This is a genomic window from Halosimplex salinum (assembly GCF_003730195.1).
Lineage (GTDB): Archaea > Halobacteriota > Halobacteria > Halobacteriales > Haloarculaceae > Halosimplex > Halosimplex salinum.
Genome location: NZ_QWGG01000002.1, coordinates 341,733 through 365,040 on the forward strand (window position 1 = coordinate 341,733; position 23,308 = coordinate 365,040).

The window sequence follows — 23,308 nt, forward strand, 5'->3', positions numbered from 1 at the left end:
GCGGGTCACCCGTTGGACACCCGTTCGACGTCGCCGGTCGGCGTCCGCCAGCCGGTGTCGGTGGCGGTGGTCTCGACCCACGGCACGCGCTTCACCTGTGGGATCGCCAGCCCGTCGAGGTGACCGTACGCTCCCCACTCGCCGAAGGCCTCGCCGTGGTCTGCGGTGATCGCGACGGTCCGCGCGTCGAGGTTCTCGAGGAGGACCGTCACCTCGTCGAGGACGTACCGCAGGTCGTCGAGGTAGCGCTCCCAGAGGAGCTCGCGGCTCACGTCGCCGTCGCGGAGCGCCGACCAGGCGTCGGTCTCGTCCGCCCGGTCGTCCCCGTCGGTCGCCCGGCCCGTCGTGGGTGTGCCGGGCTGGGCGTAATGGGCGACGAGCCGGTCGGCGTCCGTCGCGCGGCCAGCGACGATGGCGCGCTCGGTCACGTCGACGGGCGGCACGGCTCCGGTCCGCTCGTCGCGGGCGTGCGGCCAGACGCGGACGAAGTCCGCGAAGTCGTCGTCTCCCACGACGTTCCGTCGCGGCCACCCGAACGGCGCCGTGAGGTTCGGTCCGTACACGCCCTCCTCGAAGACCGGTTCGGCGACGGGGCTCGCCGTCACGTGAGCGGTGTCTGCGACGGCGTCCCCGTGGCCCTCCGTGAACGTCTTGACCAGCCACTCGGCGGAACTGCACCCGACCGAGCGGACGCTCTCGACGTCTTCCCGGTCGAGATACGGGTACTCCGGCGCGACAGCGCGGAGCGCGTCGACGCGACAGGCGTCGAGGACGATCAGCGCGTCCCAGTCGCGCTCGTAGACGTTTCGACCGGGATCGACGCGCGAGGTGACGGTGTACCAGAGACCGAGATACGTGGAGTAGGCGCCCCGGAGGACCGCCCGCCGGGGGTCCTCCGTGAGCCCCTCGCGAAGCGCTGACACCCAGTCGCTGAAACTGACCGGCATGCCCTCCCCTTCCCCAGCGGTCGGTTTCACTATGCGTTTGGTAACGACGAAACCGCCGTTTAGCGCAGTCGTAAGCCGACGCGGCGCGCCGCCGAACACGCTGCGGCCCCGCGGGTCCCGCGTCGAAACGCGTCGCGGCGAACCCGCCGGATTCGGCAGGCGGGACCGCGGCGAGGCGTGCGCCGCTACGGTGCCGATAAGAAAGACGGGTCGGCTCGTCGGTACGAGCGCATGAGTCGACAGACCAGACGAGCGTTCCTCGGCACCGTCGGGGCACTGTCCGTCACCGGTTGCCTCTCGTCGTTCCGCTCCGGCGACACGGATTCACCGGACCGCGACGGCGTCTCGACGGACGACCCGCTCACCAACGGCACCGGCACCGCCACCGCCTCGCCGAGTCCCGACGAGACGGCGACCGCACCGAACGGCACGGACGCGTCGACCGCGACCGCCACGCCGACGAGTGCGCTCGACCTCCCGGGCGAACAGCTCGACGACTTCGAGCGCTTCGACCGCTGGTTCGTCCTGAGCGACCAGGGGGAGCTCTCGGCGGAGACGAGCGACCCCTACGACGGGAGCCAGTCCGCGCGCGTCGAGTCACAGAGCGGCGACGCCTTCGGCGGCGTCTACACGGCGTTCGACGAACCGCAGGACTTCTCGGACCGGAACCTCTCGCTGGCGGTCAAGCTCTCGAAGCCGGAGATCGCGAAGATATCCGTGGCTCTGCTCGCGCCCGACCGCGGGAACATGGTCAGGATGATGCGCACGATGCCCGGCCCGACCGACCGCTGGGTCCGCGTCGACTTCGGGACGACGAAGGTCGAACGCGACCCCGACCTCTCGAAGGTCCAGGAGATCCGCATCGTCTGCCGCCGGCGCGGCGGCGTCGAGGAACCGGTCGAGTTCGCCGTCGACGACCTGCGCGCCGTGGAACGGCCGCAGAAAGGCCGTGTCATGCTGACCTTCGACGACGCCCACGAGAGCCACTACGAGACGGCGTTCCCCGCGATGCAGGAGTACGGCCTGCCGGGCGTCGAGGGCGTCATCGCGGCGGCCGTCGACAACAAGGATCGGCTCGACGTCGGGATGATGCGCGAGATGCGCGACGCCGGCTGGGACATGGCCTCGCATCCGGTCACCCGCGGGCGACTCCTCACGGAGTTCTCGGAGGCCAAGCAGAAACAGCGCATCGAGGACAACAAGCAGTTCCTCGACCGGAACGGGTTCCGCGAGGGCGCTCGGCACTTCCTCACCCCCCAGAACATGGTCGGGCCGAACACCTACGACCTCGTCCGCGAGCACCACGAGTCGCTGTTCACCTTCGGCGGCATGCCCAACGGCCTCTCCCCGACGACGACGTACAACTTCGGCCGCATCAACGGCACTAACCCGAGTGCAGTCCAGAAATACGTCGACTACGCCGAGCAGTACGGCCAGCTCGTCGTCCTGAACCACCACGCGATCGGCCCGGATGGGATCTCCGAGTCGGACTTCCGCTCCACCCTGGAGTACGTCGACCAGGCGGACGTCGAGGTCGTCACCGCGTCGGACCTCCTGGACGGCGACCTCGCGCCGTGACCCCCGTTCGAGACGGCTTCAGTACTGTCCTCGGCCCCCGCGGTCCCCGAAGTCATCTCCACCGGCCCGGAAGCCGACCCCACCGGGCCCGCAGTCGAACGGTGCGCCGTCGCGGGGGACGGTCCGACCGAAGGCCGGCGGTTCCTGTCCCGCCGTTCCCTTATCAGACGCATAAGAAAGGCGGCTCCGGCGCCACGTTTCCGTATCCGTGAACGTCGCCAGCCACGGCGGGGCCCAGAGCGCTCGCGCGCCCGTCGACCGTCGCGTCGCGCCCGGTCGAGCCGCTCCCGCCGAGACTGGTCGCTCCGATCCGGTCCCGGGGTGGTCGTAGCGTGGACCGGAGCATCCTCAGCGGGTTCCTGTCGATCGCGAGCGCGAAAGCGATCTCGCTCGTGATGGGCATCCTCACGACGCCCGTCCTGTATCAGCTGCTCGGGCCCCGCCGGATCGGCATCTTCGGCACCGTCGTCTCGGTGCAGGCCCTGTTCATGATCTTCGTGAGCGCCGGCGTCACCGACGGCGTCCGCAAGTACGTGGCCGAGGACCGCGACCGCGACCGCTGGGAGGGAGCGGTCGTCGGCTTCTACTTCCGGCTGGCGCTCCTCCTCGCGGCGGCCGGCGCCCTCCTCATGTTCTCGGCGACGCACTTCGGGCTCGTCGGGACGGTGTTCGGCCAGGCATACGAGCCGCTGTTCTACCTGCTGGTCGTCGGCGTCTTCGCCGCGCAGTTCTGGGGCTACGCCCGCCGGACGCTCATGGGGTTCGGCCTCGAACGCTACTCGGAGCCGCTGAAGGTGTTCAACCACGGCCTCTTCGTCGGTCTCGCGCTCCCGCTGGTCGCGCTGGGGTTCGGCGCGGCGGGCGCGCTCGCGGGACGCGTCTTCTCGGGCCTCGTCGCCGCCGTCGTCGGGCTCGCCATCATCGCGCGGAAGGTCTCGCTCCGCGGCGCGACGGCGTCGCCCGACTGGCTCCCCCGCCGGGAGATGCTGACGTTCAACTCGCTGACGATCCTCCTCATGTTCCTGATGATGTCGCTGTACCACGTCGACGTCGTCATGCTGCAGGTCCTCGTCGGCGGGGCCGCCGTCGGCTACTACAAGGGCGCGCTCACCCTCGCGGAGTTCCTCTGGATGGTGCCGCTGATGATCCAGTCCGTGTTCGTCCACTCGATGTCGGAGCTGTGGTCGAACGACCGCGTCGACCGGATCAACGAGATCGCGGCCCGAACCACCCGCTACACGCTCCTTCTGACGGCGCTGATGGGCCTCGGACTCGTCGCGCTCGCCGACGTGGCGGTCCCGACGTACCTCGGGAGCGAGTACGCCCCGGCGGTGACGCCGCTCGTCCTGCTGGTCCCCGGCGCCGTCGGCTTCGCGCTCGCGCGCCCGCTTCTCGCCATCGAACAGGGGAAAGGCGACCTGCGCTACCCTATCGCCGCGACCGGCGCGAGCGCGGTCGTCAACGCCCTGCTCAACCTGGCGCTCATCCCGCGCTTCGGGATGCGCGGCGCGGCGGTCGCCACCAGCGTCGGCTACGCGTCGATGTTCGGCTTCCACCTCTGGAGCGCCCGTCGGGTCGGCTTCCAGCCGCTGGCGGACCTCCGGGTCGGGCGCGTCGTCGCCACCGTCGCTCTCGCGGCCGGTCCGATCCTCGCCCTCCCGCGGTTCGTCACCGCCGACCTGGTCGTCCCGGCCGTCGGCGTCTCGCTCCCCCTCTCGCTGTTCGTCGTGCCGCCCGCGGGCCTGCTCGTCTTCCTGACGATCGCGTACCTCACCGGCGCGGTCGGCGTCGGCGAGACGGTCGACGTCCTCGCGTCCTGCCCGGACCCGCTCGGCACCGTCGGGCGTCGCCTCCGTCGGCGGTTCCCCGAGCGCACCGCGAGCTAACCGCCCATCAGGCGGCGAGACAGTTGCGCGGCGCTTACCTGAGACATAACAATGGCGTCACGGGGCCGGTGTTCGGTCATGACGCCGACCGAACGGGCGCAGTCGCGGTGGCCCCGCTCGCGAGTGACGGGCCGGACGCCCGCCGCGCGACCGACGGACTGGACTGCCTCCGCGCGACTGACGGGCCGGACGGCCGCGACGCGACCGACAGCGACCGCTCGCGCCGCGCGGAGGCGGTGACCGTGGGGACGCTCGTGCTCTCGCTCGACGCCGAGCTCGCCTGGGGCTTTCACGACGTCGACCCGCCCGCCGAGCGGATCGCGGACGCGCGCCGCGGCTGGCGACGGCTGGTCGCGCTGTTCGACCGCTACGAGGCGCCTGCCACCTGGGCGGTCGTCGGACACCTCCTGCTGGACGACTGTGAGGAACCGCACCGAGACCACCCGGCCGGCGCCCGACCGTGCGACGCAGCGCCCGGGAGCGACGGCGCCCGGTCGCTCTCGTCGGATCGGGCGTGGTACGGCCGCGACCTCGTCGAGGCGGTCCGCGAAGCCGGCGCAGACCACGAGATCGCCGGCCACGGGTTCACGCACGTCCACTTCGACCACGAGCGGATGACGCGGCCGTTCGCCCGCCGGGAGGTCGAGCGCACGCGCGACGCGGCCGCGGCCGTCGGCTGCGACCTCGATTCGTTCGTCTTCCCCGTCAACGAGGTGGGCTACCGCGACCTGCTGGCCGGGGCCGACTTCGGCTGTTACCGCGGTCGCGCGCCGACCGCCGACCGGACGGCCGCGGACCGCCGCGTCCGGAAGGCCGCCGGCGCGCTGCTCGACCGCGGTCACGCCCCGCTGGTACGCCCGCGGGTCGACGAATACGGGCTCGTGAACGTCCCCGCGTCGATGTACCTCTTCGACGGGCTCGGCCCCGTCACCGGGGCGGCCGCGGCGCTGCACGACGACCCGGTCGCGAACCGGGCCGAGCGCGGCGTCGACGCCGCGGCCGAAGACGGCGGCGTCTGCCACCTGTGGTTCCACCCGCACAACCTGACCGACCCCGCCGATTACGCCCGGATCCGACGGGTCCTGAAGCGCGCGGCGGACCATCGCGACGCGGGCGACCTGGAGATCGCGACGATGGGCACTGTCGCCGACCGGACGCGGAGGGCGGAGTCGTGACGAGCGAACTCCGTACCGTCGCCGGCGAGTACGTCCGCCAGGGGATCGACCGCGCGGCGCGGACGGTCGAACGGACGCGGCTGCGCGTCGCTCCGTCGCCGCGGCCGCTCGATCCCGAGTCGGCGCTCGCCGACCTCCCCGAGACGCCGCGGATCCTCTTTCTCTGTCACGGGAACATCTGCCGGAGCCCGCTGGCCGAACGCTACGCGCGAAAGTGCGACGAGGGGAACGCCGCGCGGTTCGACTCCGCGGGGTTCGTGGCCGAGGACGGCCGGACGAGCCCGACGCAGGCCGTCGACGTGGCCGCGCAGTACGGCGTCGACCTGACGACTCACCGGTCGACCCGCGTCACCGGTGACCTGCTCGACGAGAGCGACCTGGTGGTCGTGATGGACGTCCGGAACCTGCGTCGCCTGCGGCGGACCTTCCCGGAGCGCTCGGACCGGCCGTACTTCCTGCACGCGTTCACCGACGAGGAAGCGATCGCGGTCCCCGACCCGCACGGCGAGGGGTGGCGGGCGTTCGACGACGCCTACCGGTCGGTGACCGCGGCGACCGAGCGCCTCGTCGCCGCGCTGGCCGAGCCGGAACGCGTCTCCCCGCCCGCTTAGGACGGCGATAAGAAAGGCGGTGGCCGCCCGAGGGCGAAGCGAATGTCAGACCGGCAGCGCCGTCCCGACGCCGTCGTCGTCCCCGCCGACCACGGCGGGAGCAGCCTCGCCTGCATCCGGTCGCTGAGCCGCCTCGGCCTCACCGTGATCGGCGTCGCGTCGAGCGAGTCCGCCCCGGCGCTCGCCTCCAGACACTGTGACGAGAGCCGCGTCGCGCCCTCGCCGGGGACCGACCTCGACGGGTACCGGGACGCCCTCCTCGACCTCGCCGACCGACCGGACGTGCGGACGGTCGTCCCGCTGTACGAACCCGACATCTACGCCCTCGCCGCCGACCGAGCGGCGTTCGCGGACCGCGTGTCGACGCCGTGGGTCGACAGCGACCGCCTCCGCCGCGCCCAGGACCGCCGCGAGCTGTTCGCGATCGCGGGGGCGGCGGACGTGCCCGTCCCGGAGACGTCGCTCCTGCGCGAGCGCGAGGACTGGTCGGGCCGTGCGGTGGTCAAACCGCGCTACACCTTCGTGATCGAGGACGGCGGCGTCGCCTATCCCGAGGTACACGTCACCGACCCCGGCGAGCGACCGGACGTCGAGGCGCTCGTCGACGAGATGGGCCACGAACCGATCGTCCAGTCGCACGTCCCCGACGGCGGCGAGTACGGCTTCTTCGCCGTCTGCGACGAGGGCGAGCCGGTCCGCACCTTCCAGCACCGGCGGGTCCGTAGTTACAGCTACGACGGCGGTGCGAGCGTCTACCGCGAGGCCGTGGACATTCCCGAACTGGCCGCGGCCGGCCGGAACCTGCTCGCCGCCCTGGACTGGCACGGCCCGGCGATGGTCGAGTTCCGCCGCGACCGGCGTGACGGCCGCTTCAAGCTGCTCGAGGTCAACCCGCGGTTCTGGGGCTCGCTCCCGCTCGCCGTCGCCGCGGGCGTCGACTTCCCGGCGGTCTACTACCGGCTCGGGACCGGTGGCTCTGCCGGCGACCGTCCTGCCGACGACTCCGCAGACGACCCCGCCGAGTACGAGACGGGCGTCGGCTGCCACACGCTCCGGGGCGAGGCGAGCTACCTCCACAGCGTCCTCAGACACGACCACGACCACGCCGAGCGGCCGTCGCTGGCGCGGGCCGTCGCGTCGGTGGCGCTGTCGGTCGTCCGCCAGCCCAACTTCGACTACCTCGCCGCTGACGACCCGGCGCCCTTCCTCCGCGACGTCGCGAACCACGCGTTCGGCGACCGGTAGCCTGGCGCCGCCGGTCGTCGTTCTGTCGCCTCGCAGTCCGTGGGTACGTATCAGCAGAAAGGAGCGGCGGGGCGGTCTCGGGTTCGGTGTCCGCCGGTCACCGGGGCGGGGACCGCTCGAGTTCGTCGTCGCGAACGCGCGAGATGTCGATCTCCCAGCGTCCCAGTCCGTCGGCCGCGACCGCCTGGGAGTCGTCCAGATCCACGCCGGCGCGCTCGGCTGAACGGACGAGCGCGCCGAGCGCCGCCTCGAACTCCTGCCGGTTCTCCGTCGTCGGGTTCCGGGATTGCATACCTTCTCGAAGGCCTTCAGAGGGGATAAAACGGTTCGACCGTCTCGACCGTTGCGTACTGTTTCACCCCCCGAAAACTGGATAATAGAGGCGCGTTCGCGGCCGGTCTCGAACATGGGAGAGGGGTCTCTCCGGGCGGCCCCGTTGTGCATGCCACTCGGTGGCACGATACGTGCCGCGTAATAATGATCCACGCGGGGCTACGAGGGTCCGTGCAAAATCGAATTCTGACGGTCGTAGCGATCACCTGTCTCGTCGCGCTCGCCGGTTGCAGCGCGGGGCCGAGTCTCGGCGACACGACGACGCCCGACGAGAACTCGACGCCCACCGCGACCGACGCGGCCGCGACCGACACCGACGCGGCCGACGCCGGGACGGACGAGAGCGAGACGGCTTCGACGAGTGCGACCGAAACGTCCTCGGAGACCGCGACGGCTTCGGCGACCGCGACCGAGACGTCCTCGGAGACCGCGACCGAGACGTCGGAGTCGTGGACGCACCCGGAGCTCCCCAACAAGCCGATGGAGGACAAGACCAACGCGTCGTCGGAGCCCCGCATCTCGTCCGTCGAGGTCGTGAACACGGTCGCGTCGGAGACCGGCTCCGGCTACTCGAACTTCGATCTGGCGGTGCACGCGAACACCAGCATGCCCCGCGTCGACCCCGCGAGCCACGGGACCGTCGACGGTGAACCGTACTTCCTCGTCTACGTGAACGGCCAGCTCCTGGAGCGCTCGAAGTACGTCGTCCACGACGAGAACGGGACCTTCGAGATCACGATGCGGAAAGACGGCGGGTTCGACCGCTTCGACGCCGGCGAACTCGATCTCACGGTCAAGCTCGTCGACCGCGACAGCGAGTACGACGACGTCTACGGCGTCTGGAACGGGTCGGTGCAGTACGCGCCCTGAGAAGGGGCGAGCGTTCGGTCGATCGACCGCCGTCGCACCGCGTCCGCTACGCGTGGACGAGGTCGCGACACTCGGTGCAGACGGCGAGCTGTCCCCACTCTTCTCCGGTCTCGTACTCGATGACGACGTTCGACCGCGGGAGGGGCGTCCCGCAGTCGGGGCAGGTGCCGACGTGGCCGCCGGGTTCTTCGGACGGGTCTGCGTCGGGCGGGGTGGACATACCCGGACGTAGCACGCCCGGCGCAATTGTTACCGTGTCGGTAAGCGACGGAGACGGTCGGAGCAATCGGGGGCGGTGACGGGTCAGCCCGACCGGAAGAGCGCCGTCAGGAGTTTCCGCTGGGCCTCGCGGACGTGGTTCGCGAAAGTCGGCTGGGTGATGCCGAGCGTCGCCGCGATGTCGCTGCCGGTCTGGCGCCGCGGCGACTCGAAGTAGCCGCCGTAGTGGGCGGCCTGGAGCGCCTCGTACTGTCGGTCGGTGAGCTGTGACTCGATCCGCTGGCGGAAGTGTCGGTCCGCTTCGACGGGCGTCTCGCGCACTCGCCGGGCCAGCAGGACGGTCTCGGGGTGGGACTCGCGGACGGCGTCGACGAACTCGCGGACGTCGACGCTCCGCGCGACGGTGACGACCGCGCGGACCCCGTCGCCGGTCGTCTCCGCGTCGACGACGCCCGCGCCCAGCGAGGCGAGCGTCCCCGGCACCGTCTCGCCCTCGGCGATCACCTCCACGAGCGCGCCGTCGTCGCGGTCAGTGAGGTGCCGGGCCTCGGCGACGCCGTCGGTGGCCGTCGCGGCCGCGACGACCCTGTCGCCGGGCGCGTCGACGGAGACGAACAGCCGCGTGTATCCGCTCCGGTTCGGCGCCGCGCTCTCCAGGTTGACTGTCGCGTCGGTCGCGTCGGCCAGTTCCGCGAGGACCGTCCTCGGTTCCGGCACCGATAGTTCGAGTTCGACGGTCGTGTTCCCGAGCGCGAGCGCCCGCAACTCGACCGACGTCAGCGCGTACGCGACGACGCGGCGCAGGTGCTCGACGACCGCGCGGACCGGTCCGTCGAGTGCGCCGACCGCTCGCCCGTACACCGCGAGCACGCCGTGCGTGCCCTCCTCGCCGCCGATCGGGACCGCGAGGGCCGAGCGGAGCCCCGCGTCGAGTGCGGCCCGCCGCCAGGCGGCCGGCGCGGATCCGGCCGCGAGGTCGCGCTCCGCGACGGTGGTCCGTTCGGAGAGGACCCGCGCCGCCGGCGGCCCCGACTCGTCGCCCAGGTCGAAGGTCACGCCCGACGGATACGCCTCGCCGTCGCCCGCGACCGCCGCGGGGACGAGTTCGCTCGCGCCGGGCGAGACGGTGCCGAACCAGGCGAGCGCGACCGGCTCCGCGGCCGCGAGTTCGGTGCAGACCGCCTCTCGGACCGCCTGGGTCGACTCGGCCGCCAGCACGCGTCGCTCGGCGCTGCGTTCCGTCGCCGTCGCGGCCGCGAGGCGGTCGGTCTCGGCGCGACACCGGCGGTGCTGCTCCCGGGACCGCCGGAGGGCCCGGCCGGCGGCGAGTCGATCGAGCGCGAGCGATCCCGTCGTCGCGACGAGCGAGAGGCCCGTCAGCAGGTCGGGCGTCACGTCGTCGCGGTCGCGGACGCCGGCGACTAACACGCCGTGGTCCCCCATGGGGACGGCGAGGCCGCCCGCGTACGGCCGGTCGGGCAGGGCGTTCAGCGGGACCGCGTCGGGGCCGACGACGCGGCGTTCGCCGGTCCGGTCGGCGGCCCTGACGACCGGCTCGGCGTCGCCGGCGACGGACGGGCCGACGGGTCCGAGCGGCGCCGACGCCTCGTCGCGGAGGTAACAGCCGAGTTCGAGCCACGGAAGCCCGCTGGCGGCCGCGACGATCCGGTCGACGGTGTCGCGGGGCGAGTCCGCGGTCGCGACGCCCTCGTCGGGGTCGGTCACGGCCCGGACCAGCCGTCGCACGCTCGCCGCCGGCGTCTCGTCGGTGAACAGGACGACGACGCCGCCGACGGCCGGGTCGGCGGTGAAATCGAACAGCGTCGCGGCGACGGCGGCGCCGTCCGAGCGACCGGCCGGGCGGACGGTGACGCGCGCCTCGGTCCCGTCGCCGTCGACGAGCGACGCGAACGCGTCGGCGAATGCCGGGACGTCGGCCGGGGCCACCAACCGACCGACGTCCTCGAGCGGTGCCGCGGGGGCGACGCCGGCGACGGCTGCGGCGGCGGGGCTGACGTACCGCGTCTCGCCCGCCGGGTCGAGCACGGCGACCGGCAGTCGCTCGACCAGCCGCTCGAACGCGTCGACGGTGTCGGGGCGGAGCGTCATCGCCGCTGGCCCGGGGCCGGTCGGCGTGTGTTCGGACGTCGCTGCATCTACCCGCCGGAGGGTCCCGTCCGTCGTTATTATCTGTGCGGTAGCGGGCCTTATCATCTGAATAATAAACGGACGGGACGGCGTGTCCTCGTCCACAGTATGTCGGGAGTGCGTACGTTGCGCGGCGGCCGCGCGGCCCGCGCGGGCCGCCCGCTCGTTCCGTGGAGGGAGCATGGACTCTGAACGGCTCTTCAGCGTGGCCGCGGCGGTGGTGCTGCTCGCCGGCATCGGTGCGTCGGCGACGACGCTCCAGTCGACGGTAGAGACCACCCCGGACGACGTCATCGACGTCGACAGCGCGTCGCTCCCGATGTCCTCGGACGACGTCGGCGAGTACGCCGACCGCCTCGATTCCGACTCGGGGTCCGACGGCACCGCTCCCGACCAGTCGGGCGACCCGTCCGAACCGAGCGGCGACTCCGGAGACGGGGACGAGAGCGAGAGCGAGAGCGAAGACGGGGACGAGAGCGAGAGCGAGAGCGAGGACGGCGACGGACAGCAGGGAGGGTCCTCCGAGCCGACGGCGGGTGACCACACGGGAGAGCGACGGACGGAGGGGCCGGGTGATCTGCCCGGCCGCGACACGCAGTCCCTGCTCGAGTGGCTGCTCTCGCTACTGGGCGCCCTCCTTGCGGCGCTCTTGCGGGCGCTCCCCGTCCTCGTCGCTCTGGGGCTGCTCGCGGCCGCCGTCGCCAACCGCGACCGCATCGCCGCGGCGCTCCGGGAGCGGTTCGGTCGGGGCGACGACCTCCCGGACGAGGCCGACGGACCGCCGCTCCGGGCCGCACCGGACAACGAGGTCGAACGGGCCTGGTACGAGATGGCCGCGCTCGTCGACGGCGACGGGGTCGAGACGACGAGTCCCCGCGAGTGCGCCCGCCGCGCCGTCGCGGACGGGGCGGACCGCGCCGCCGTCGAGCGCGTCACGGAGACGTTCGAATCGGTCCGCTACGGTCACGCGGCGGTCACGCCCGACCGGCGCGACCGGGCCCTCGACGGGCTCGCGGACGTCCGGTCGCAACTGGGGGTGGGCTCGTGAACCGCCGGCGACTCGCGCTCGGCGTCCCCGGCGTCGCCCTCGTGGCGCTCGCGCTCGTCGGGACGGGCCTCGTCGGTGGCCTCGTCCCGGCGGAGGCGGCCGTCGCCGTCCTCGGGACCGACTACTTCTTCGTCGCACTCATCGGGGGCGGCTCCCTCGCGGTCGCGGCGGCCGTCCTCGTCGACGGCGACGCGGTTGACCAGGCGCGGATGCCCGACCCGGAGTCGGTGACGGCGGTCCCCGCACCCGGCGACGACCTCGGCGACCGACTCGACGGCTGGCGCGTCGCCGTCCCCGTCCTGAGCCGGCGGGCCCGGCGCGAGGTCCGCGATCGACTCCGCGAGGACGCGGTCACCGCCGTTCGCAGGGCGCGAAACTGCGACGAGGCCGCCGCCGTCGAGCGCGTCGACAGCGGCGCGTGGACGACCGACCCCCGCGCCGCGGCGTTCCTCGCGTCCGACCGAAGCGCGTCTCTGGCGGACGTTCTCGCCGGCGCGGTGCGGGGCGAAACGCCCTTCGGCGACGGCGCTCGCCGGACCGCGGACGCCGTCGCCGACGTCGAACTCGGCGGGACCGAGCGCGAGTCGGAGGCGGCCCGATGACCGACCGGCGGACCCGTCGGACGGAGCGCTGGCGCGGCGTGATCGGCGTCGCGCTCGTCGCGCTGACGGCCGGCCTGCTCCTGACCCTCCCGAACGTCGTCCTGCTGTCGGTCGCGGGCGTCGTCTTCGCCGCCTACCCGGCGCTGACGCGGGAACCCGCTCCCGTCCTGTCGCTGGAGCGGCGACTCGACGACGAGCGCCCCGGACAGGGCGACCCGGTCGAGGTGACGGTCGAACTCGCGAACGAGGGCGACGCGACGCTGTTCGACTGCCGGGTCGTCGACGGGGTCCCCGAGACGCTCCGCGTGACCGACGGCGCGCCGCGTCACGCGGGCGTCCTCCGTCCGGGAGACTCCCTGACGTTCAGCTACACCGTCCGGGCCGAGCGCGGCAAGCACCCCTTCGACCCCGCGACGGTCGTCGTGCGCGACCCGGCCGGCGCCCGCGAGGTCGAACAGTCGGTCGCCCGAGACACCGAGATCGACTGCACCGTCGCCGACGCGGCCGCCCCGTTGCGGGACCAGACGCTGGCCGACGTGGGCCGCGTCACCGCCGACGACGGCGGGAGCGGCGTCGAGTTCCACCGCACCCGCGAGTACCAGCGCGGCGACGCGCCGAGCCGGATCGACTGGAAGCGCTTCGCGCGGACGGGGTCGCTCTCGACCGTCGAGTTCCGCCGCGAGCGCGCCGCGAGCGTCGTTCTCGTCGTCGACGCTCGCGAGCCCGCCTACCGCGGTCGAGAGGGCGAGCCACACGCAGTCGCCTACTCGGTCTCGGGCGCGCGTCAGGTCGCCGCCAGTCTCGCCGGGAGTCGCAACCGGGTCGGCGTCGCGGCGCTCGGGCGCTCGTTCGCCTGGCTCGAACCGGGCGCCGGCCGCTCGCACGTCGACGACGTCGAGGCGCTCCTCGCGACGCACGAGGCGCTCTCGCCGACGCCGCCCGACGGCGACTGCCCGCTCGACGACCAGGTCGAACGGCTGCGCGAGCGCCTCGACGACCGCTCGCAGGTGGTGCTGTTCTCGCCGCTGACCGACGACGCGATCTGCGAGACCGCGCGGTCGATCGAGGCCCGCGGCCACGCGGTCACCGTCGTCAGCCCGACCGTCACCGACCGCGACGGGCCGGAGCGCCGCCTGGCCGTCGCCGAGCGCCGCCACCGACTCAGCGACCTCCGCAACGCCGGGATACGCGTCGTCGAGTGGGCGCCCGAGCGACCGCTGGCCGCCGCTCTCGCGGCGACGAGCGAGGGGGTGGTCGCGTGAGCGCCCCGGGCGAGACCGTCTCGGCGAACCTCCGTCCGGCGCGCCTGAGCGGGGCGCTCTCGGTCGCCGTCGCGTTCGGCGCGCTCGTCTCGCTCGGCGGCGGTCTGACGACCGTGTTCGCCGTCGAGGCGCTCGGACTGGCGCTCCTGGCGGTCGGCGCGACGGTCCGCCGCGACCGGTCGCGACCGGCCGGCGACGCGCTGGTCGCCGTCGCGCTCGCCGTCGTCCTCGGCGCGCTCGCCTTCCTCTGGATCGACACCCGGGACCTCCTCGTCGCCGCGCGGGCCGTCCCGGGGATGGTCGGCGTGCTGGTCCTCGCGCTCGGCGTGATCCCGGCGCGCGGCCGGGGGTCGCGACGACTGGTGAAAGTCGGCTCCGGGCTGGTCCTCCTCTCGGTCTTCGCGACCGCCGTCGTGCTGAAGCCGCCGCTCCAGACGCTCCTCGTCGGCACTGTCGCCACTGTGCTCGCGTGGGACTTCGGCGAGAACGCGATCGGACTCGGGGCGCAACTCGGCCGTCGCGCCGAGACGTACCGGGTCGAACTCGCACACGGATTCGCGTCGGCGGCGGTCGGCGCGGGAGCGGTCGTCGCCGGGAAGACCGTCGCCGGCGTCGGGACGCCGGGGTTCCCGCTCGGCGTGTTCGCGCTGCTGCTTACCGGTCTCCTCCTGCTCGCGGGCGCGCTTCACGACTGACGGTCGGGACGGTCACCTCGTCGACGGCGTCGGTGACCACGTCGCGTTTGGTGACGTCGCCGACGCGGGCGTCGGCGGTCAGCACGACCCGGTGTGCGAGCACCGGCTGTGCGACCCGCCGGACGTCGTCGGGCGTCACGTACTCCCGTCCCCGGAGCGCAGCGGTCGCCCGCGCGGCCTCGAAGAGCCGCTGGGTGCCGCGCGGCGAGACGCCGACGTCGACGCGCCCGTCGGTCCGGGTCCGCCGGACGAGGTCGACCACGTACTGCTTGACGTCGCGGTCGATGTCGAGCCCCTCGGGAGCTTGCTGGAGGGCGCGCACCCGCTCGGTGCCGAGGACGCGCTCGACCGCGGAGAACTGGTCTTCGCGCGCCTCGCGTCGGTCCAGCAGCTCCATCTCGCCGCGCTCGTCGGGGTAGCCGATGCTCGTCTTGACGAGGAAGCGGTCCTTCTGGGCCTCCGGGAGGGGGAACGTGCCGTTGCCGCTCTCGACGGGGTTCTGCGTCGCGATGACGAAAAACGGCTCCGGGAGGTCGTGGGTCTCGCCGTCGACGGTGACCTGTTCCTCCTCCATCGCCTCCAGTAGCGCGGCCTGGGTCTTCGGCGACGCGCGGTTGATCTCGTCCGCGAGGACGACGTTCGCGAACAGCGGCCCGGGGTGGAAGTCGAACCCGTCGGTCCGTTCGTCGAACACGTAGGTGCCGGTCACGTCCGCGGGGAGCAGGTCCGGCGTGAACTGCACGCGGGAGAACGACAGCCCGAGCGCGGCCGCGAAACACCGCGCGGTCAGCGTCTTGCCGGTCCCCGGGACGTCCTCCAGCAGGACGTGTCCGTCCGCGAGAACCGCGGTCAGGACGGTCTCGAGGAGCTCGTCGTCGGCGACGACGCCGCGAGAGACGGTTTCGATGACGGTGCGACAGGTATCGCCCGCGTCGGCGGCCTGCATACGTCCGACACCCGTCCCCCGCGCCGTTATTATGACAGTGGTAACTCGCCTCGATTTCGGGCCGACCGCTCTCGACGACGCCGACGGAGTGGTCTCGGCGGTCGGGTCGGTCGAGGAATTCGCAGGTCGGTCGAGGAACTCGCGGGTCGATAAAGTGGTGAGACGAACGCGCCCGGCGGGTGGGTGCCGCGCGCGTTCGTCGGTGGACAGCAACCGGTGCCGGTCGCGACGGGCTACTGGGGTACGGCGCGAACTGGGGTTCGGGCACGCCGTGGATGGCCGCGTTGACGTTCGATGGCTTGGGGTGGGTTCGCCGTTGGGTGGGAACGTCGGCACCGGCCCGTGATCTGTGGACGTCGGGCAACGTCCACTCGACACTGGGACCGCATGGGTCGTTATTATGTTCCAGCTAAACCGCCCCGACGGCCGGAATCGACGCCGCGGTCGGGACGGATCGACGACGCGCGAGCGGGCTCGTGCGGAGGGGACACTCGGCGTGTGAAGTGAGTGAGGGGTCGCGAGAAGCGGCTATCGGACGGAGTGGAGCGGGGGTTTCGGACGGCGAGGGATCGCGACGCGCTCGTCAGAACTCGCCGTCGGGTATCGAGTCGAAGGCCGCGGGGTCCTGCCAGAGTTCGTGGAGGGTGCCCGCGGCGAGAAAGCGCGTCGGCGCGGCGACCCACTCGGTGGTCACGGGGTCTTCCAGCGCCGGCGCGTCCGTCTCGAACCACCACGCGACGTAGCGGCCGTCGGAGAGCCGTGCCGTCGGGTACATCTGTCCGTCGACCTCCACGTCGACCCGCGTCTCGTCGTCGACCGGCGGCCGCTCGTCGCCGTCGGTCGCGACGCTGATCTCGATGGGGATCGACCGCTCTCCGCCGCCGTCGCCGACACCGCCGTCGCCGCCGTGTTCCGTGGTCGGGATCATCGTCGTCTTGCACGAGACGTGGCGTTCACGCCGTATAAACCCCAGTCGGTCAGGCGTCAGACGCCGGGCCGTTCGTCGGACTCACCGACCGCGAGGCCGCGACTGTCAGGCCGCCGCGATCGACTCGAAGTCGTACTGGTCGGTCAGGTCTTTGAGTTTCTCCAGCGCCGCCTCCTCCTCCTCTAAGTTCTCGTGGAGGATGTCGCCCGCCTCGTCCATGCCGAGCCGGTCGGCCATCAGCGCGAGGTTCCCGTAGGCCGCGATCTCGTAGTGTTCGGTCTTCTCGGCGGCGGTCACGTTGGCCACGTCGAGGACGCCCTGGTCGGGTTCCATCTCGACGAGTTCCTCGTGTTCCTCGATGAGCCCCTGGATCCCCTCACACTCCTCCTTCTCGGGGGGCTCGCCGATCATCTCGAACACCTCCTCGAGGCGCTCGATGTGGCCTTCCGTCTCCTCGCGGTGGTCCCGGAACGCCCGTGCGATCTCCTCGTGTTCGGTCTGCTCGGCCAGGTCGTCGAGGACGTCGAGCAGTTCGTGCTCGGCGTAGTAGATGTCTTCCAGTTCGTGCTCGAACAGCTCCTGGGCTGAGTTCACTGCCATCTAAATCACCGTCTGGCCCTCGGATCGCGTCGCGGTTAGTAATCCACCCGCTACCGAGGATCCCCCTGACCGCGACGGGATACACTCGGGTTACCGCCCGGAAAGCTCCGCCGAACGAGGCGGGCGACGGACCGACTCACCGACCGGTCGACGGGGCGACCGAGCGGCCGCCGTCGGGAGCCGTGAACCGACGCGCGGGTTTTTCGGACGGGGCGCGAAGGGGAGCGCATGGACGGCGATCTACTCCTCTACGGTTCGTACGGGTACGCCGGTGCGCTGATCGCGGACCGCGCCGTCGCCGAGGGGCACGACCCGATACTCGCCGGTCGCGCGGCCGAGCGCGTCGAGGCCGGGGCGACCGAACGCGACTGCGACCACCGGGTGTTCAGCCTCGAACACCCGCCGGTCGTCGAGCGGATGGTCGCCGACGCGGACGCCGTGCTCAACTGCGCCGGGCCGTTCACGGAGACGACCGCGCCGCTGGTCGAGGCGTGTCTGCGGACCGGGACGGACTACCTCGACCTCGCGGGGAACGTCGACGTGCTGGAGTGGGTGGCGGCCCGCGACGCCGAGGCGACCGAGGCCTCGGTGGCGCTCGTCCCCGGCGTCGGGTTCGACGTGGTGCCGACCGACTGCCTGGCCGCCCAGCTCCACGGACTGCTCCCCGACGCGACGGAACTCACGCTCGCCATCGACGGGCTCGGGACGTTCTCGCCGGGGACGCTGCAGTCCGTCCTCGCGGGGCTGGACCGACCGGGCGCGGTCAGGCGCGACGGCCGGATCGAGACGGTGCCGATGGCCTGGAAGCGCCGCTCGTTCGACTTCCCGTCGGGGGAGACGGCCGCCGTCACCGTCCCCTGGGGCGACGTGTCGACGGCCTACTACTCGACGGGCATCCCGAATATCGAGACATACGCGGGCGTCCCCGACCGGGCGGCAGACCTGCTGGAACGGACGCGACCGCTCGTCCCCCTGCTCGCCGCCGCGCCGACGAGACGGGCACTCGGGTGGCTCGTCGAGCGCTTCGTCTCCGGGCCGACCGCCAGCGAGCGCGCCCGGAGCGAGACGCACGTCTGGGGGGAGGTCGTCGACGAGGACGGACGCGTCGCCCGCGCACGGATGCGAACGCCGGACACCTACGACCTGACCGCGATGACCGCGGTCGCGGCGGCCGAGCGCGTCCTCGCGGGCGAGGCCGGGTCCGGGTTCCAGACGCCCGCGTCGGCGTTCGGCCCGGAGTTCGCCGAGCGCTTCGACGGCGTCTCCCGCGACCTCCTGACCGAACCCGGCGCGGTCGCCCAGTAGCGCGGCCGTGACGGCGCTCCGGCGCCGCTAGGTCGAAGTTACCCGCGGTTCCCGCCCGTTACTTTTCCCGGTCGATCCGTGATGACGAGTATGCCCAAAGAGCTCGAAGAGATGGACATGACCCGCGACGAGGCGGCCGACAAACTCGAATCGATCGCCGACGACCTCCGCGGCGACGGGCCGTTCGACGTGAACGTCGCCAACCGCACCGTCCACCTCTCGCCCCCCAGAGACATCGGCGTCGAGATCGGCGTCCGCGAGACCTCCTCGCTCCTCCGCGGGAGTCGCGAGGCGTTCACGGTCAAACTCGACTGGAAACCGGAGTGAGGGGGCGGTCACCGCGGACGCGGCGGCCTGCCACGTCACGGCGGAGGTTTCCGCCGACGCCGCCTTTAAGCCGTCCGGCACCGCGACTCGGGTCATGACAGTCGAGTTGGCGTTCGTCGGCGCAGGCGGTATCGCCCAGTGGCAGCACTTCGACACCGTCGAAGCGATGGACGACGCCGAGGTCGTCGGCATCTGCGACGTGGACGAAGCGACCGCCGAGTCGGCGGCCGAGCGCTTCGACGCGCCCGCCTTCGCCGACCACCACGACCTGTACGACGAGACCGACCCCGACGCGGTGTTCGTCTGTCTCCCGCCGTTCGCCCACGAGGACCAGGAGATAGCCGCCGCCGAGCGCGGCTACGACCTCTTCGTCGAGAAACCGCTCGCGCTCTCGGCCGAGAAAGCCCGGGAGATCGACGCGGCCGTCGAGGCGAACGACGTGCTCGCGCAGGTCGGCTACGACTGGCGCTACTCCGCGGGCGTCGAGCGCGCCAGGGAGATCCTCGGGGACCGCGCCATCGGCTACGTCGACGGCTACTGGTGGGGCGGCGTCGCCGGCGGCGAGGACCACTGGTGGCGCCACGCGGAGTACTCCGGCGGGCAGGTCGTCGAACAGGCCACCCACGTGTACGACACCCTGCGCTATCTCGTGGGCGAGGTCGAGCGGGTCTCGGCTGCCGGGAGCCATCGGATCGAGGACGCCGTCGACTTCTCCGACGCGACCTCGGCGACGATGACTCACGAGAACGGCGCGATCAGTCACGTCTCGACCACCTGCGCCGCGGAGGACGGCAAGACCGGTCTCGAAGTCGTCGCCGACGGCGCGACGCTCGAAGTGGGCGAACGGCGCGTCTCCGGCGTCGTCGACGGCGAGGAGGTCGAGGAGTCGTTCGACCGTAATCCCTATCGAGCGGAGGTCGAGACGTTCGTCGACGCCGTCGCGACGGGCGATCCGGCGGGGCTGCGCTCGCCGTACGGCGACGCGCTGGAGACGTTCGAACTGACGCTCGCGGTGAACGAGTCGATCGACACCGGCGAGCCCATCGCCCTCCGAGAGTAGCGAGCGAACTGCGACCGAGGGACTTACTCCAGCAGGCTCTCGCCGGTCATCGCGGCCGGTTTCTCGATGCCCATGAGTTCCAGCAGCGTCGGCGCCACGTCCTCGAGCGCGCCGCCCTCCCGCAGCAACCGCCCGCCGTCGGTGCCGTCGGCGGCGACGTATATCAGGGGAACGGGGTTGGTCGTGTGGGCGGTGTAGGGCTCGGCCTCGGTGCCCATGTCGTCGGCGTTGCCGTGGTCGGCGGTGACGAGGGCGTGACCGCCCGCTCGGTGGATGGCTTCGACGAGTCGGCCCAACTGTTCGTCGACGGCCTCGACAGCGGCGATGGCCGCGTCGAAGTCGCCGGTGTGGCCGACCATGTCCGGGTTCGCGTAGTTGAGAACCATCAGATCGGGGTCGCGTTCCTCGATCTCGGCGATGGCGGTGTCGGTCACCTCGGGGGCGCTCATCTCCGGTTGCTGGTCGTATGTCGGCACGTCGGGGCTCGGGACGATCTCGCGGATCTCCCCGTCGAACTCCACCTCGCGCCCGCCGTTGAGGAAGTAGGTGACGTGGGCGTACTTCTCCGTCTCGGCGAGTCTGAGCTGTGTCCCGCCGGTCTCCGAGAGGACCTCGCCGAGCGTGTCCGCGGGACGGATCGGCGGGAACGCCGTCGGAAGGTCGAACGTCTCGTCGTACTGGGTCATCGTGACCACCCGCGTCGTCGGCGGGTCGGTGTGGCCGCCCCAGGCGTCCGAGCGGACGTCGGCGAGCATCCGCGTGAGCTGGCGGGCGCGGTCGGAGCGGAAGTTGAAGAAGACGACCGAGTCGCCGTTCGCCAGCGCGGGCTGACCCTCCACCAGCGTCGGCTCGACGAACTCGTCGGTGTCGCCGCGGTCGTAGGACGCCCGGACCGCGTCGACGGCCGACTCGGCGGTGTGGCCGGCGTGGCGGTTCACGATGGCGTCGTAGGCGAGTTCCGTCCGGTCCCAGTTCTGGTCGCGGTCCATCGCGTAGTACCGCCCGGAGACGGTGGCGACGTGGCCCGTCCCCTGTTCCTCGGCGTGGGTCTGCAGGTCGGCGAGGTAGTCCTCGCCGCCGGTCGGGGAGGTGTCGCGGCCGTCCGTGAAGGCGTGAGTGACCGCGTCGACCCCCTCGTCGGCGGCGAGTTCGATCAGCGCGTGGAGGTGGGACTGGTAGGAGTGGACGCCCCCGTCGGAGACGAGGCCCATGAAGTGGACGCGGCCGTCGTTCTCGCGGGCGTACTCGAAGGCGGACTGGATTGCCTCGTTCTCGTGGATAGCGCCGTCGTTCACGATGTCTTCGGGGATCCCCGCTTCGTCGACGTCCGAACCGGGGCGAGTCGCGCGCCAGCGGTTTATCGAGTCGGTGACGCGGGCGGACTCCTGCGTGACGACGCGGCCGGCGCCGATGTTGAGGTGGCCGACCTCGGAGTTGCCCATCTGCCCCTCGGGGAGGCCGACGCGGCGGCCGGAGGTGACCAGCGTGCCGTGCGCGCCGGCGTTCCAGAGGCGGTCGAAGTTCGGCGTGTCGGCGGCGGCGACGGCGTCGCGGACGCCCTCGTCGGGGTTGAGCGCCCAGCCGTCGAGGATCACGAGCGCGGCTTTCATGTTCCGAAGTCGGCCCGGCCGGCCCAAGTCGGTGTCGGTCGTACCCTCCGCTACCACTTTGGTGGTGGCGCGCGACGGAGGCCGTATGGACGCGCAACTGCTGTCGAACGAACTGGCGGACCAGATCGTGACGACGGCCCGCACGGCGACCGGCGACAGCCTCCGGTCGGTGACGTACTTCACGCGGTCGGACTTCGAGCAACTGTACCTCCGCGAGGACCTCGAACGCGACGCGGACCTCGACACCTTCGTCGGCCACGAGTGGCGCGGCTTCCGCGACACCCAGAACGCCTACCAGACCTCCGAACTCGGGCAGTACCGCTTCACCGTCCGCGCGTTCACGAACGGCTACCTCCTCCGCGTGACCGGCGAGCGGGCGGGCGTGCTCATCACCACGGACGGCCTCCAGATGCAGTCCTACGAGGAGATCGCCGACGCCATCGAGAAGATGCTCGCCGAGGACCCGACCACGGAATGACGCTCGACCCCGTCCACGTCGACGGCATCGCCCGCCTCGCCGGCCGCGTCAGCGAAGGCGTCGACGAGGACGACCACCAGGCCGTCGCCGAGACCGTCTGGGCGGAGTTCCTCGACCCCCTCCGCCGCGACGGGAAGCCCGTCCTCGAACCGCTGGGCGACCAGCGCCGCGAGAAGGTCCCGATCGACGACGTGGCGCTGCGGGACTCGCCGTTCCCCACGCAGCACGGCCTCGACTCGGGGACGATCAACCCGACGACGTTCAAGAACGGCCTCGTGCTCGACGTGTCACAGGCCGCGATGGCCGCCGTCCCATCGAACCTCGACCTCCATCGCGCGCGGACCATCGTGATGACCGTCCACTCCAACGACGACACCTACGTCCTCGGCGAGGACGACTGGACGATGCAGGACGCGGGCTACGTCCGCAAGCGCGCGCTCCACGCCCCCCGCGTCGACCGCTACGAGCAGAACGTCGTCCACGCGCTCGCCCTCTACCTCGCCGAGAGCGAGCACGCGCTCGAACAGGCCGGCATCGTCGACGACCTGCTCGTCCTCGACGGGCCGCTCTACCCCACCGGCCTCCTCAAGTGGGCCGAACGCGACACGGCGCTCGCGGACCTGCTCACGGAGGACGAGAGCCCGCGCGACGTGGTGGAGAACTACGTCCGCCTCGTCGAGACCTTCGTCGAGCGCGACGTGCCCCTGATCGGGTTCATCAAGAACAGCAGCGCCAAGGCGATCACGCAGGTCGTCCGCGACTCGACCAACGCCCCCTGGGCCAACGACAACGCCTTCTTCGAGCGGATCCTCTCCCGGCGCGACGGCGACGGCGACCTGCGGACCGACGCCCTGACCGCGACGAACTGGTTCCGCTCGCGCGTCGGCACCGACCGCGTGATGGCCGCCGACGGCGACGCGCTCGGCATCGACCGCGACCTCGACCCCGAGGCCTACGAGGTCACGTTCTTCGTCCTCTACGACCCGCGAGACGACCTCTGTTACCGGGTCGAGGCCCCCTACGCCTTCACCGAGGACGAGGACACCCGCGAGGCGCTTCGCCTGCAGGTGCTCCACGACGTAGCCGGCGAGCAGGGGCCGCCCCTCTCGGTGGCGAAGGCCGACGAACTCGCCCACATCGACCGGCAGGCCAACGAACAGCTCCGCCGGCGCATCGAGCGCGAACTCGGCAGCGACCGCCACCGCGAGTACGACGACAAGCGCTGGGGCGTCGACGTCGAGGAACTCGTGTAGCGCCCCGTCGACGGCATCTGGAAGCTACCTACCTCGCCGTAACCGTGTCTTATCGCAGGTGCGCCCTCTCCGGTGCCCCACAGCGGCGACGAGCGTCCGGTGGCCGAACTCGGAGACAGGGCGGCGACGGCGCGGGACCGCTCGCACGCTCGGATAATCGCTAAATAACAAATTTTCGCGCC

23 protein-coding genes are annotated in these 23,308 nt (G+C 71.9%); 15 read left to right on the forward strand and 8 right to left on the reverse strand.

Features of this window, described 5'->3' with window-relative positions:
- Positions 1 to 5: 5 nt before the first annotated feature.
- Complete coding sequence (locus D1409_RS06970) at positions 6 to 947, reverse strand: hypothetical protein (protein WP_123535448.1); 942 nt, start codon at positions 945 to 947, stop codon at positions 6 to 8.
- Positions 948 to 1,178: 231 nt separating this feature from the next.
- Here D1409_RS06970 and D1409_RS06975 point away from each other — a divergent pair, with 231 nt between their 5' ends.
- The 5 genes from D1409_RS06975 (at position 1,179) to D1409_RS06995 (ending at position 7,442) form a co-directional block, all read left to right on the forward strand.
- Positions 1,179 to 2,525, forward strand: a complete 1,347-nt coding sequence (locus D1409_RS06975; protein WP_123535451.1) for a polysaccharide deacetylase family protein — start codon at positions 1,179 to 1,181, stop codon at positions 2,523 to 2,525.
- A 332-nt stretch (positions 2,526 to 2,857) separates the two neighbouring features.
- Complete coding sequence (locus tag D1409_RS06980) at positions 2,858 to 4,411, forward strand: flippase (RefSeq protein ID WP_123535453.1); 1,554 nt, start codon at positions 2,858 to 2,860, stop codon at positions 4,409 to 4,411.
- A gap of 68 nt (positions 4,412 to 4,479) precedes the next feature.
- Complete coding sequence (locus tag D1409_RS06985) at positions 4,480 to 5,586, forward strand: polysaccharide deacetylase family protein (RefSeq protein WP_206424996.1); 1,107 nt, start codon at positions 4,480 to 4,482, stop codon at positions 5,584 to 5,586.
- Positions 5,583 to 6,197, forward strand: a complete 615-nt coding sequence (locus tag D1409_RS06990) for an arsenate reductase/protein-tyrosine-phosphatase family protein (protein WP_123535455.1) — start codon at positions 5,583 to 5,585, stop codon at positions 6,195 to 6,197. The genes D1409_RS06985 and D1409_RS06990 overlap by 4 nt, the downstream gene beginning before the upstream one ends.
- A gap of 42 nt (positions 6,198 to 6,239) precedes the next feature.
- The gene (locus D1409_RS06995) at positions 6,240 to 7,442 is read left to right on the forward strand and encodes a carboxylate--amine ligase (protein WP_123535457.1); all 1,203 of its coding nucleotides are present in this window, start codon (positions 6,240 to 6,242) and stop codon (positions 7,440 to 7,442) included.
- A gap of 97 nt (positions 7,443 to 7,539) precedes the next feature.
- Here D1409_RS06995 and D1409_RS07000 read toward each other — a convergent pair whose 3' ends face one another.
- Positions 7,540 to 7,734, reverse strand: a complete 195-nt coding sequence (locus tag D1409_RS07000) for a hypothetical protein (protein ID WP_123535458.1) — start codon at positions 7,732 to 7,734, stop codon at positions 7,540 to 7,542.
- A gap of 212 nt (positions 7,735 to 7,946) precedes the next feature.
- Here D1409_RS07000 and D1409_RS07005 point away from each other — a divergent pair, with 212 nt between their 5' ends.
- Positions 7,947 to 8,645 (forward strand): hypothetical protein, encoded by a 699-nt coding sequence (locus tag D1409_RS07005; protein WP_123535461.1) that lies wholly within the window; start codon positions 7,947 to 7,949, stop codon positions 8,643 to 8,645.
- Positions 8,646 to 8,691: 46 nt separating this feature from the next.
- On the opposite strand, the gene D1409_RS24380 is transcribed toward D1409_RS07005, so the two are convergent.
- Complete coding sequence (locus D1409_RS24380; protein WP_164471598.1) at positions 8,692 to 8,865, reverse strand: DUF7837 family putative zinc-binding protein; 174 nt, start codon at positions 8,863 to 8,865, stop codon at positions 8,692 to 8,694.
- A gap of 83 nt (positions 8,866 to 8,948) precedes the next feature.
- Positions 8,949 to 10,973 (reverse strand): bacterio-opsin activator domain-containing protein, encoded by a 2,025-nt coding sequence (locus tag D1409_RS07010; RefSeq protein ID WP_123535462.1) that lies wholly within the window; start codon positions 10,971 to 10,973, stop codon positions 8,949 to 8,951.
- A gap of 220 nt (positions 10,974 to 11,193) precedes the next feature.
- On the opposite strand from D1409_RS07010, the gene D1409_RS07015 reads away from it, so the two are divergent.
- Genes D1409_RS07015 through D1409_RS07030 form a run of 4 tightly spaced genes read left to right on the forward strand, consistent with a single transcriptional unit; the run spans position 11,194 to position 14,619 of the window.
- Entirely contained in the window at positions 11,194 to 12,060 is an 867-nt protein-coding gene (locus D1409_RS07015; RefSeq protein ID WP_123535464.1) for a DUF4129 domain-containing protein, read from the forward strand.
- Positions 12,057 to 12,662, forward strand: coding sequence for a DUF7269 family protein (locus tag D1409_RS07020; RefSeq protein WP_123535466.1), 606 nt, complete (start codon positions 12,057 to 12,059; stop codon positions 12,660 to 12,662). The genes D1409_RS07015 and D1409_RS07020 overlap by 4 nt, the downstream gene beginning before the upstream one ends.
- Positions 12,659 to 13,924: a DUF58 domain-containing protein gene (locus D1409_RS07025; RefSeq protein WP_123535468.1), complete on the forward strand. Its 1,266-nt coding sequence runs from the start codon at positions 12,659 to 12,661 to the stop codon at positions 13,922 to 13,924. Before D1409_RS07020 ends, D1409_RS07025 begins: the two co-directional genes overlap by 4 nt.
- Positions 13,921 to 14,619, forward strand: coding sequence for a DUF7519 family protein (locus D1409_RS07030; protein ID WP_164471599.1), 699 nt, complete (start codon positions 13,921 to 13,923; stop codon positions 14,617 to 14,619). The genes D1409_RS07025 and D1409_RS07030 overlap by 4 nt, the downstream gene beginning before the upstream one ends.
- Here the strand turns inward: D1409_RS07030 and D1409_RS07035 are convergent.
- The 3 genes from D1409_RS07035 to D1409_RS07045 all read right to left on the reverse strand — a co-directional run bounded on the left by D1409_RS07035 (position 14,579) and on the right by D1409_RS07045 (position 17,093).
- Positions 14,579 to 15,565 (reverse strand): AAA family ATPase, encoded by a 987-nt coding sequence (locus tag D1409_RS07035; RefSeq protein WP_123535471.1) that lies wholly within the window; start codon positions 15,563 to 15,565, stop codon positions 14,579 to 14,581. The two genes, D1409_RS07030 and D1409_RS07035, sit on opposite strands and share 41 nt — an antisense overlap.
- A 583-nt stretch (positions 15,566 to 16,148) precedes the next feature.
- Positions 16,149 to 16,493 carry a hypothetical protein gene (locus D1409_RS07040; RefSeq protein ID WP_123535473.1) on the reverse strand — a complete coding sequence of 115 codons (345 nt, stop codon included), beginning with the start codon at positions 16,491 to 16,493 and terminating at the stop codon, positions 16,149 to 16,151.
- Positions 16,494 to 16,598: 105 nt separating this feature from the next.
- Positions 16,599 to 17,093: a DUF892 family protein gene (locus D1409_RS07045; RefSeq protein WP_123535475.1), complete on the reverse strand. Its 495-nt coding sequence runs from the start codon at positions 17,091 to 17,093 to the stop codon at positions 16,599 to 16,601.
- A gap of 228 nt (positions 17,094 to 17,321) precedes the next feature.
- Between D1409_RS07045 and D1409_RS07050 the strand changes: the two genes are divergently transcribed.
- From D1409_RS07050 to D1409_RS07060, 3 genes are all read left to right on the forward strand, one after another.
- The gene (locus D1409_RS07050) at positions 17,322 to 18,398 is read left to right on the forward strand and encodes a saccharopine dehydrogenase family protein (RefSeq protein WP_123535476.1); all 1,077 of its coding nucleotides are present in this window, start codon (positions 17,322 to 17,324) and stop codon (positions 18,396 to 18,398) included.
- A gap of 90 nt (positions 18,399 to 18,488) precedes the next feature.
- A complete protein-coding gene (locus D1409_RS07055; protein ID WP_123535478.1) occupies positions 18,489 to 18,725 on the forward strand; it encodes an amphi-Trp domain-containing protein in 237 nt (78 codons plus the stop codon).
- Positions 18,726 to 18,819: 94 nt separating this feature from the next.
- Positions 18,820 to 19,785: a Gfo/Idh/MocA family protein gene (locus D1409_RS07060; RefSeq protein WP_123535480.1), complete on the forward strand. Its 966-nt coding sequence runs from the start codon at positions 18,820 to 18,822 to the stop codon at positions 19,783 to 19,785.
- 23 nt (positions 19,786 to 19,808) lie between these two features.
- On the opposite strand, the gene gpmI is transcribed toward D1409_RS07060, so the two are convergent.
- Complete coding sequence (gpmI, locus tag D1409_RS07065; RefSeq protein WP_123535482.1) at positions 19,809 to 21,395, reverse strand: 2,3-bisphosphoglycerate-independent phosphoglycerate mutase; 1,587 nt, start codon at positions 21,393 to 21,395, stop codon at positions 19,809 to 19,811.
- Positions 21,396 to 21,480: 85 nt separating this feature from the next.
- Between gpmI and D1409_RS07070 the strand changes: the two genes are divergently transcribed.
- Together D1409_RS07070 and D1409_RS07075 are read left to right on the forward strand one after the other, a co-directional pair.
- Positions 21,481 to 21,873: a DUF7522 family protein gene (locus tag D1409_RS07070; protein WP_123535485.1), complete on the forward strand. Its 393-nt coding sequence runs from the start codon at positions 21,481 to 21,483 to the stop codon at positions 21,871 to 21,873.
- A complete protein-coding gene (locus D1409_RS07075) occupies positions 21,870 to 23,126 on the forward strand; it encodes a DNA double-strand break repair nuclease NurA (protein ID WP_123535487.1) in 1,257 nt (418 codons plus the stop codon). The genes D1409_RS07070 and D1409_RS07075 overlap by 4 nt, the downstream gene beginning before the upstream one ends.
- The last annotated feature ends 182 nt before the right edge of the window (positions 23,127 to 23,308 follow it).

What these genes read in the sequence shown, in the direction of transcription:
- D1409_RS06970 (WP_123535448.1), bottom strand. Translation starts at nt 947, where the DNA reads ATGCCGGTCAGTTTCAGCGACTGGGTGTCAGCGCTTCGCGAGGGGCTC.
- D1409_RS06975 (WP_123535451.1), top strand. Translation starts at nt 1,179, where the DNA reads ATGAGTCGACAGACCAGACGAGCGTTCCTCGGCACCGTCGGGGCACTG.
- D1409_RS06995 (WP_123535457.1), top strand. Translation starts at nt 6,240, where the DNA reads ATGTCAGACCGGCAGCGCCGTCCCGACGCCGTCGTCGTCCCCGCCGAC.
- D1409_RS07000 (WP_123535458.1), bottom strand. Translation starts at nt 7,734, where the DNA reads ATGCAATCCCGGAACCCGACGACGGAGAACCGGCAGGAGTTCGAGGCG.
- D1409_RS24380 (WP_164471598.1), bottom strand. Translation starts at nt 8,865, where the DNA reads ATGTCCACCCCGCCCGACGCAGACCCGTCCGAAGAACCCGGCGGCCAC.
- D1409_RS07010 (WP_123535462.1), bottom strand. Translation starts at nt 10,973, where the DNA reads ATGACGCTCCGCCCCGACACCGTCGACGCGTTCGAGCGGCTGGTCGAG.
- D1409_RS07015 (WP_123535464.1), top strand. Translation starts at nt 11,194, where the DNA reads ATGGACTCTGAACGGCTCTTCAGCGTGGCCGCGGCGGTGGTGCTGCTC.
- D1409_RS07025 (WP_123535468.1), top strand. Translation starts at nt 12,659, where the DNA reads ATGACCGACCGGCGGACCCGTCGGACGGAGCGCTGGCGCGGCGTGATC.
- D1409_RS07035 (WP_123535471.1), bottom strand. Translation starts at nt 15,565, where the DNA reads ATGCAGGCCGCCGACGCGGGCGATACCTGTCGCACCGTCATCGAAACC.
- D1409_RS07040 (WP_123535473.1), bottom strand. Translation starts at nt 16,493, where the DNA reads ATGATCCCGACCACGGAACACGGCGGCGACGGCGGTGTCGGCGACGGC.
- D1409_RS07045 (WP_123535475.1), bottom strand. Translation starts at nt 17,093, where the DNA reads ATGGCAGTGAACTCAGCCCAGGAGCTGTTCGAGCACGAACTGGAAGAC.
- D1409_RS07050 (WP_123535476.1), top strand. Translation starts at nt 17,322, where the DNA reads ATGGACGGCGATCTACTCCTCTACGGTTCGTACGGGTACGCCGGTGCG.
- D1409_RS07055 (WP_123535478.1), top strand. Translation starts at nt 18,489, where the DNA reads ATGCCCAAAGAGCTCGAAGAGATGGACATGACCCGCGACGAGGCGGCC.
- D1409_RS07060 (WP_123535480.1), top strand. Translation starts at nt 18,820, where the DNA reads ATGACAGTCGAGTTGGCGTTCGTCGGCGCAGGCGGTATCGCCCAGTGG.
- gpmI (WP_123535482.1), bottom strand. Translation starts at nt 21,395, where the DNA reads ATGAAAGCCGCGCTCGTGATCCTCGACGGCTGGGCGCTCAACCCCGAC.
- D1409_RS07070 (WP_123535485.1), top strand. Translation starts at nt 21,481, where the DNA reads ATGGACGCGCAACTGCTGTCGAACGAACTGGCGGACCAGATCGTGACG.
- D1409_RS07075 (WP_123535487.1), top strand. Translation starts at nt 21,870, where the DNA reads ATGACGCTCGACCCCGTCCACGTCGACGGCATCGCCCGCCTCGCCGGC.